General features: G+C 59.9%; 3 protein-coding genes, 4 pseudogenes and 1 other annotated feature. Of the genes and pseudogenes, 2 read left to right on the top strand and 5 right to left on the bottom strand.

What is annotated here, in order from left to right; genetic code table 11:
* Positions 1 to 12: 12 nt before the first annotated feature.
* The 3 genes and pseudogenes from virD4 to NKH03_RS33680 all read right to left on the bottom strand — a co-directional run.
* Entirely contained in the window at positions 13 to 1758 is a 1746-nt protein-coding gene (gene virD4 / locus NKH03_RS33690) for a type IV secretion system ATPase VirD4 (protein WP_023766569.1), read from the bottom strand.
* 247 nt (positions 1759 to 2005) lie between these two features.
* Entirely contained in the window at positions 2006 to 2872 is an 867-nt protein-coding gene (locus tag NKH03_RS33685) for a hypothetical protein (RefSeq protein ID WP_023766568.1), read from the bottom strand.
* A 211-nt stretch (positions 2873 to 3083) separates the two neighbouring features.
* Positions 3084 to 3386: pseudogene (locus NKH03_RS33680) on the bottom strand (integrase core domain-containing protein); the annotation flags it as partial.
* A gap of 43 nt (positions 3387 to 3429) precedes the next feature.
* On the opposite strand from NKH03_RS33680, the pseudogene NKH03_RS33675 reads away from it, so the two are divergent.
* Positions 3430 to 4862, top strand: a pseudogene (locus tag NKH03_RS33675) (IS30 family transposase).
* Here the strand turns inward: NKH03_RS33675 and NKH03_RS33670 are convergent.
* Positions 4841 to 5743: pseudogene (locus NKH03_RS33670) on the bottom strand (IS3 family transposase); the annotation flags it as partial. The pseudogenes NKH03_RS33675 and NKH03_RS33670 overlap by 22 nt on opposite strands.
* Positions 5376 to 5492, bottom strand: a sequence feature (AL1L pseudoknot). It overlaps the preceding pseudogene by 117 nt.
* Before the next feature lie 501 nt (positions 5744 to 6244).
* Between NKH03_RS33670 and NKH03_RS33665 the strand changes: the two are divergent.
* A complete protein-coding gene (locus NKH03_RS33665; protein WP_352973163.1) occupies positions 6245 to 8164 on the top strand; it encodes a potassium transporter Kup in 1920 nt (639 codons plus the stop codon).
* On the opposite strand, the pseudogene NKH03_RS33660 reads toward NKH03_RS33665, so the two are convergent.
* Positions 8161 to 8420: pseudogene (locus tag NKH03_RS33660) on the bottom strand (hypothetical protein); the annotation flags it as partial. The gene NKH03_RS33665 and the pseudogene NKH03_RS33660 sit on opposite strands and share 4 nt — an antisense overlap.

Genomic DNA, 8420 nt, shown 5'->3' with positions numbered 1-8420 from the left:
ACTAGCCTCACATCAAACTGTATCGTCAAAGTCCTGCGCCAATTCACACAGCGGGTCATCGAGTTGAGATTCTGCGGAGAGCGCCTCCTCTGCTCCCGTCAAGGGCGCCGGCTCCGGGAGGGCGCCTGTCTGGCTTTCAAAGATGCGTTTCAGAATGCGATCCGAAAAATATCGCACCTTCCTCAATTTTAATGGTGGCAGACCTTTGATGAGAACAATCTCGTAGTCGTCATCGAGCAGCCGAACCTGTTCGGGACGCAATAGCGGTGCACCTTGATGTGAATTCTGAATGGTCCAGTCGAACGTTCGCGCCTGGCTGTGGGAAATCGATTTGGCTTCAAACGTGTATTCACCGATGGCCTTGGAAATGTAGTTCGGAGTCTCGTCATCAGCCGTGGCCATGAACACTTGCAGTCCGGTATTGCTGAGAAAATTCTGCTTGCCAGCCTCTCCATAAGCCCCCGTCAGTGCCGAAAGGCTTTGGATGATGAGCATGAAACGCCCCTTGTAGCCCGCGATAGTCGTGATTGCGGTCTCGATCGCTTCCAGCTTACCCAAGTGCTTGAACTCGTCGAGCAGGAAGAGAACCTCGTGCTTTTCATCCCGGCGGGCCAGCGACCGCTGCAGAATTGAAACGATTTGCTGAAAAAACAAGCGTATCAGAGGCGCGATCACCTCAAGGTCGTTCGGACCAACGCAAAGATAGATGCACGTTCTGCGACGGCGAAGATCATAGACCGAAAAGTCCGAGCGACTTGTGGCCGCCTTTACAGCGGGATCCGCCCACAGGTTGAGCCCGCCATCGCCGAGCACGGAAGTGTAGGAGGTTAGGATTTTCGTATCGTTCCCCGCCATGTCGTCGAAGATGCGTTGTGCCTCTTTGTTCTGGGTCTCCATGGCGAGTCGCGCGAAGAGCTTAAACTTCTCCCCCGGCTGGGCGAAGAGGTCATAGACGGCGCCGATTGTTGGCGTGCCCCGCTCGATGCAGGCAAGGATTCCCGCGACAAAGATATCTCGCGCGCCGCTGACGAAACCTTCCGCGCCCTCCCCCTTGGCCGTAATCAGGTTTGCGGCCAAGCGGCGGGCTTCGGTGAATTGCTGCTGTGGAGGCAACGCTATAAGATCCAACAGCGGATTGTAGCAGTTTGTGCGCCGCTCCGAATCCAGCGGCGCGAATTTAAACACGTCGTCACCTGCGGCTTTGCGCGCCCTCGAGGTGAGCTCAAAGAGCTCCCCCTTGACGTCCAGAGCTATCACCGAGCCTTTGAATGTAAGTAGCGTTGGAATGACTATGCCGACGCCCTTGCCAGCGCGGGTCGGTGCAACGATGAGGCTGTGAGGCTGCTCGCCATTGGTCAGGTAGTAGCCAGGCCAGAAAGGGCCACTTGTCTTCCCAAACACCGGCCCTGTCACGCCACGGTATCGTCGCAGATATCCCGTGCGTCGCATTTCATCCACTCGAGCCCAACGAGCCGTCCCGTGGTGTTCGAGCTTGCGGCGCAATACGATCTGCTGAATCAGCAAGACGACCGCGGACGTCGAGAGCACGATAGCCGCGCCCCGATAGAAAACGGGGGTTGCGAAACCCAAATAGAAGGGCGTCTCAAACCAAAAGGCACGGACATCAAACGCCATCAGAGCCTCGCCGCTGCCGCCGTGGCGGAAGGTTGCGTAAAGACTTGCCGCACAGAAGCCCACGGCGAGTGAGCACGCGATGCTAATGGCTATGTTGGGGGGCGTCGTTTTTGTTGAAAGCATTGTTCCATTGCCGGATTAGCCGTAGCTAATGCTGCGCGTGCTTCAGAGACCGAACCGGCGTCGCGCGATGTCGCCGCTCGACAGATCGATGCCGCAGCGGGTGGTGCGATGCTTGCAGCGCATCACCCGGCAGACGTGGTTTTTGAAAGTTACACTAAGCAGGTACGTCAACGGCCAGCGAATTGGAAACGGCAAGGCCGTAAACGGAATTCGGGAGAGAAAGCGTCACTGTACCATGGCCGAGACCTCAACGGCCGGAGCGATCTCTGCTTCTGGTGGCCTCCATTAGGTCCTCTCGGGCGTGATTGAAGGCGTGGTTTATGGACCGCCCGATTTGAGCACCCCGCTGCAGCTGTTCATAGGAGGTTTGCGGGCCTACTGTATCACGGACTGCAGCCTCAATACCTGCTATGTGGCCGTCCAGATTCGCACTCCGTTCCTCTGCTGCATGCTGCGGCGGCGGCATGTGCGGCAAGATGTCTTGCATGCCGGGAAAAACTGAGTGAGCTTGGGCCTGTTGATTTGCGTCTAACTGTTGATACATGTTGAGAATAGCATTGGATGCCATCATCCTGACATTGCCATCCGGATCAGAAGAAGCCAATCCAATGGCCTGATCAAGAATGCGAGATTTGTTTTCGTCAGTAAACTTACTGAAGTGTGGCGCAACGTAATAAGCTCCGAGAGCTTGCGACGGCGGATCCATGTTGCCAATGCGATTAACAATAGCATCTTGCAGCCCTGGCGTTAGGTAATCGCCTAGATTACTGGCCGCTCCGACTTTCTGCAATGCTATGTCATCCGTGCTGTACCCCAATTCGGCTGTTAATGTCGCGGCCAGATCGATGGCTGATCGTCCAAGCCGATTGGTCCGCCTTTCAAATCTCGCGAGGTCAGTTTCTGGCCCGGGTTGAGTGCCCCGAACGGCTGTTCGCTCGTGCGTCCCGAGGCCTTTGAAGCCCCCAAGATTTCGCGCTGTATCGCGCGGGTTAGCGGTTACCAGCCGTTCTGCAACATCGCTCAATGGCCCCTCTGGAACGTCACGGAGGCTACTGCTCCCCACGCCTTGAGATGATCTTGCAGCTGCACGTGCCCGTTTGTTATCGCGATCCATTGCTCGCCTCCAAAGTAGTTATTCTACCCAATGAGGTTACCACCGAAGCTTGACCTGCTAAACCGATATGATGTTACAGTTGTAGTATGGCAAAGGGTTCCCAGCTCTGTGGGTCTGCCAAGTGCCCGTCCAAGCCGAAGAAAATACGATGAAGCTGGCATCAAATGCGATGTGAACTGCCCCGGGCATTCCGGTGGCCGTTTCGTTTGAGTCACGCGGCTATGGCTGGTTCATCCAACATGGCGTAGTAGCGTTCCTCGGCTTCGGCCGGCGGGATGTTGCCGATGGGCTCCAGCAGCCAGCGATTGTTGAAGCAGTCGACCCATTCGAGCGTGGCGAACTCGACGGCCTCGAATGAGCGCCAGGGTCCGCGTCGATGGATCACCTCGGCCTTGTAAAGACCGTTGATCGTTTCCGCGAGAGCATTATCGAAAGAGTCGCCGACACTGCCCACTGCGGGTTCGACGCCGGCCTCCGCCAAGCGCTCGGTGTATTGAATGCTGACGTGTTGGGCGGATTCAACCGGTCGTCGCAACACCAAGGGATTGGAGGTTGCAATGACGGTTCACCAACGCGCTTCAGATCGGTGCACTCGAAAGAAGCTAGATTCGCCCGGGCGTCCGCCGCCTGGCAGCGTGAGAATCGCTTCCGGTTCTGGCAAGCTATTGCCTTGGGACATTCGAGCGAGGAGGCCGCACTGGATGCCGGTACATCAACGCCTCTTGGTCCGCGCTGGTTTCGGAGTGCAGGAGGGATGCCGCCAACGCATTTGGCGCCGTGGGCGAAGCCGCCTTCGGGGCGATATCTTTCTTTCGGGAGCGCGAGGATATTGCGCTTGAGCTTGCCAAGGGAATCGGCATCCGGGCCATTGCTCGTAAACTAGGTCGGCCGCCGAGCACAATCTTGCGGGAGGTCAGGCGCAATGCCGCGACGCGCAGCGGCAATCTGGATTACCGGCCAGTGCCGCCCAATGGCACGCCGATCGTGAGTCCCGGCGGCCTCCTGGCAAGCTGGCGGTCAATCCGGCTCTGCGTGAATATGTTGAGGAGCGCTTGGCCGGCAAAGTCACCAACCCCAATGGCGCCTCATTCGAGGGCCCCAAGGTGGGTATGGAAAAAACGACAGAGCCGGAGGTGGTCGGCAGCCTGGAGCCCCGAGCAGATCGCTAAATCGGCTTCAGATCGATTACCCAGAGGATCAAACCATGCGGATCAGCCACGAGACGATCTATCAGTCCTTGTACATTCAAGGACGCGGAGCATTGCGCCGAGGACTGACCGCATGTCTGCGTTCAGGCCGAGCGTTGCGCGTACCGCGCGAACGCGCGTACCGCGCGAACGGGCCCGAATGCGCAACAAGTCCTTCATTGGAGACGCCGTTATGATAGGCGACCTTCCGGCCGAAATTGCCGATCGGGCTGTCCCCGGACATTGGGAAGGCGACCTCGTCCTTGGCCTCGGAAGCTAGGCGATCGGTACGCTCGTGGAACGAAGTTCACGCTTCACAATGCGTGCTTCACCTGCCGCGCATGCATGGCTATCAGCAGAGCCTGCGCATCAAGAACGGTCCAGCACTTGCCGGCCACGGCGCTGAAGCAGTCCGCAGAGCATAGCCCGATCCATGGGCAAACTTCCCGAGCAGCTGCGTCAGTCGCTGACTTGGGACCATGGAGCGGAAATGGCGCAGCAGCCGACCTGCGCATCGACACCGGGCTCGAGATTTACTTCTGCGATCCCCAAGCCCGTGGCAGCGAGACTCCAACGAAAACACCAATGGCTTGCTGAGACAGTACTTTCCAAAGGGCACGGATCTCAGTCGGCACACAGCCCGGGAACTGGACGCAGTTGCCCATGCTATCAACACAAGACCGCGCAAAACGCTCGGCTGGAAAACACCTGCCGAACTCCTCGACCAGCTCCTTGGGGGACAGTATGATGCCGGTGTTGCGACGATCCGGTTGAATCCGCCTTGGCTGCCTCTATCGCTGTGATGGATGAGCCCGCCTCCCCGCGCGGGCCGCCGATCATGGAGAGCCTGTTCCAGGGCATCGAGAACGAAGGCTGCATGCGCCGTCCGGCTCACCCGCCAGCCGACGATCCGACGGGCATAGGTGTCGATGACAAAGGCGACATAGACGAAGCCCGTCCTGGTCGCGACGCAGGTGAAGTCGGAGACCCGCAGCATGTTCGGCGCCGGAGCATGGATCTGGCGGTTGACGTGGTCGAGAGGGCAAGGTGCGGCCTTGTCGCTCACCGTAGTGCGGAGGATCGGCTTGCCGCGGACGATGCCTTCGAGGCCCATGGCCTTCATCAAGCGGGCAACCGTGCAGCGGGCGACCTCGAAGCCCTCGCGACGCAACCGCCGCCAGACCTTGCGAATGCCGTAGACGCGGAAGTTCGCCTCAAACCCGTCGGACCTCATCCTTCGAGGCTGTATCCCATCTTGCCCGAGCCGACAGCCGGCAGGGGTCGACGCGCTTGGCGACATGGTCGTGGTAGGTCGACGGGGCGATCGGCAGCACCTTGCAGATCGGCTCAACCCCATGCGCCTTGCGGTGATCGTCGATGAACGCGATCGTGGCCTGAACCGGCGGTCGAGCTTCGCCTGGGCAAAATACGCGGAAGCCTTGCTCTCGTTGGCCTGCGAAGCTCGCGGCTCTCGCGTTCCAGAGCCTTCAGTTTCGTCGCAGCATCCGTGGGAACTCCGGCGCGCACGCCGCCGTCACGCTCGGCTTTCTTGCAGCCGATCTTGGCGGCGATCGATGAAACCGCCGCCCACCGCGACGTATGCTCGCGTTCGTGATCCAGAACCAGCCGCACCGCGGGGGGTCCGGACCTCGGGAGAGAACTTGTTGGTCGCCTTGCTTGTCATGGTTCCACCTTCTCAGGAGTTGGAGCCTCCGATCAACCCGGGGCGGCACACAACAAGGGTCACGGATCAATCGGGCGGGAACCCTAGAGAATCAGCCCTCAGAGCCTTTGGTAATAGACCGACCCCTCGCACCTGTTTGGGCTGGGTGTACAAGTCAGGTTTTCATCAGGTTGGACGAGTATGTCTGGCAGCCAGAGCGCGACCACTTCCGTGCCCGCCCGCTCGTCTGGCAGACACACAAAGGAGAAAGACATGCCGTCAGCTACAAGCAGCGCCATCGTTTCCTGCCGCAGATCATCGCCCATCCGGTCTGGCCCTCCTTCAGGTCCCCTTGGCCTGTGTCTCGTCGAGGAAATGGCCCGGGAGCGGGATCGTGGTTTCGTATGAGACAATCCGCCGGTGCGGCAACAAATGCGGTCCGCATACGGAGCCATTACGTCGCGGCACTTGATATTGCAGTGCAGCAAAGGTAGAGGGCCGCCCCTTATCGGAGTGTCGTCCATGGTCCTTACCAATACTGGTAGCGAGGCAGAACCCGTCGAACAGTCGAGCCATCCGGCAATCGAACAGCAAAGCCCCGAGGTGCTGATGCTAGGCGCGCTCGGCGTTGTCTATGGCGATATTGGCACCAGCCCGATCTACGCGTTCCGTGAGGCGCTGGTGGCGTCGTCGGGCGGCAATGTCGCCGAGCGCGGCGATATCCTCGGCGTTTTGTCATTGATCATCTGGTCGCTGACGATCATCGTCACCATCAAGTACATCATGTTCGTGCTGCGCGCCGATAACGGCGGCGAGGGCGGCGTGCTGTCGCTGATGGCGCTAGCGCGCGGCAGTTTCCCCAAGCGGTCGGCGGTGATCCTGGGCATCGGCATCGTCGGCGCCTCGCTGTTTTTCGGCGACGCGGTCATCACGCCCGCGATTTCGGTGCTGTCGGCGGTCGAGGGTATGAACGTCGTCACGCCGACCTTCCAGCCCTATGTCGTGCCGCTGACACTGGTCATCCTGGCCATGGTGTTCGCGGTGCAGCGCTTCGGCACGGGCGGGGTAGGATTGGTGTTCGGCCCGGTGACGGCGGTGTGGTTCCTGGCAATTGGCCTTTCCGGGCTCAACCACATCATCGCCGATCCGGAAATCCTGTGGGCGGTGAGCCCGCACTACATCGTCGCGTTTCTGATCAATTCGCCCGACGTCGCTTTCGTGACCATCGGCGCCATCTTCCTCGCCGTCACCGGCGCCGAAGCACTCTATGCCGATCTCGGCCATTTCGGCCGCAAGCCGATCGTGCTGGCCTGGCTGGCGATCGTGTTTCCCTGCCTGCTGCTCAATTATGCCGGGCAAGGCGCCTTCGTGCTGGCCAAGAATGGCGTCGTCGGCCATCCATTCTTCGAGATGAACGAAGGCTGGACGCTGATCCCGATGGTCGTGCTGGCGACGGCCGCGACTGTCATCGCCAGCCAGGCGGTCATCTCCGGCGCCTTCTCGCTGACCCGGCAGGCGGTGCAGCTCAATATGCTGCCGCGCCTGGAAATCCTGCACACCTCGGAGAAGCAGTCGGGCCAGATCTACATGCCGCGCGTCAATCTGTTGCTGGCGCTGGCGGTGATGCTGCTGGTCGTCGGTTTCGGCGAATCGAGCAAGCTCGCCTCCGCCTATGGCATCTCGGTGACCGGCAACATGCTGGTGACGACGGTGCTGCTGTTCGTCGTCATGACCCGGATCTGGAAATGGCGGCTGTGGGTGGCGGTCGCCATGACGGCGCTGTTCGGCTTCATCGATGTCGGCTTTTTTGCCTCCAACATCGTCAAAGTGTTCGAGGGTGGCTGGGCTTCGCTGGCGGTGGCCTTCACCATTGTGCTGGCTATGTGGACCTGGGTGCGCGGCAGCCGCTATCTGTTCGACAAGACCCGCCGCAACGAAATCCCGCTCGATTTCCTCGCCGGCAATCTCCTGAAGAAAAAGCCGCAGCTGGTGTCCGGCACCGCGGTGTTCCTGACGAGCGATCCACTCAGCGCGCCAACCGCGCTGATGCACAGCCTGAAGCACTACAAGGTGCTGCACGAGCAGAACGTCATCCTTTCGGTGGTGACCGCGCCGCAACCGGTGGTGCCCGACAGCGACCGGGTCAAGATGGAGACGGTCAACGAGCTGTTCATGCGGGTGACGCTGACCTTCGGCTACATGGAGCAGCCGAACATCCCGCGCGCGCTGGCGATCTGCCGCAAGCAAGGCTGGAAGTTCGACATCATGACGACCTCGTTCTTCCTGTCACGGCGTTCGCTCAAGGCCTCGCCCAATTCCGGCATGCCGGTGTGGCAGGACCGGTTGTTCATCGGCCTGGCGCGTACGGCGGCCGACGCGACGGAGTACTTCCAGATCCCGACCGGACGCGTCGTCGAGATCGGAACGCAAGTGACGATTTAGGGCATGCCGCGGTTGAGAAGAATCGGTGCTGTCACATTGATTGAGCGGTAAGGAAATTCAGGTAGCAGCGCGCCCGGCACTGTAAGTTTCAGCGGCTTGATGCAGCGATAGCTGGCCGGGACGGCTGTCACGCTGTGGCGACACACGCGATTTTGTTCCAGATTTGCATGGGGCGTTACGCAGGTCTCGATGTTGAGCCGATGACAGCGCATTGCAGGGAAAGTGAGCAGGTCGGCAATCGGATCATGGATGGAAA

The organism is Mesorhizobium sp. M1406, from assembly GCF_040317555.1.
Classification (GTDB): domain Bacteria; phylum Pseudomonadota; class Alphaproteobacteria; order Rhizobiales; family Rhizobiaceae; genus Mesorhizobium.
Note: the sequence above shows the minus strand (reverse complement) of the source record. Positions and strands in the feature narration are given on the sequence as shown.

Coding starts and splice junctions, on each gene's coding strand:
- virD4 (WP_023766569.1), bottom strand. CDS start 1,758: ATGCTTTCAACAAAAACGACGCCCCCCAACATAGCCATTAGCATCGCG.
- NKH03_RS33685 (WP_023766568.1), bottom strand. CDS start 2,872: ATGGATCGCGATAACAAACGGGCACGTGCAGCTGCAAGATCATCTCAA.
- NKH03_RS33665 (WP_352973163.1), top strand. CDS start 6,245: ATGGTCCTTACCAATACTGGTAGCGAGGCAGAACCCGTCGAACAGTCG.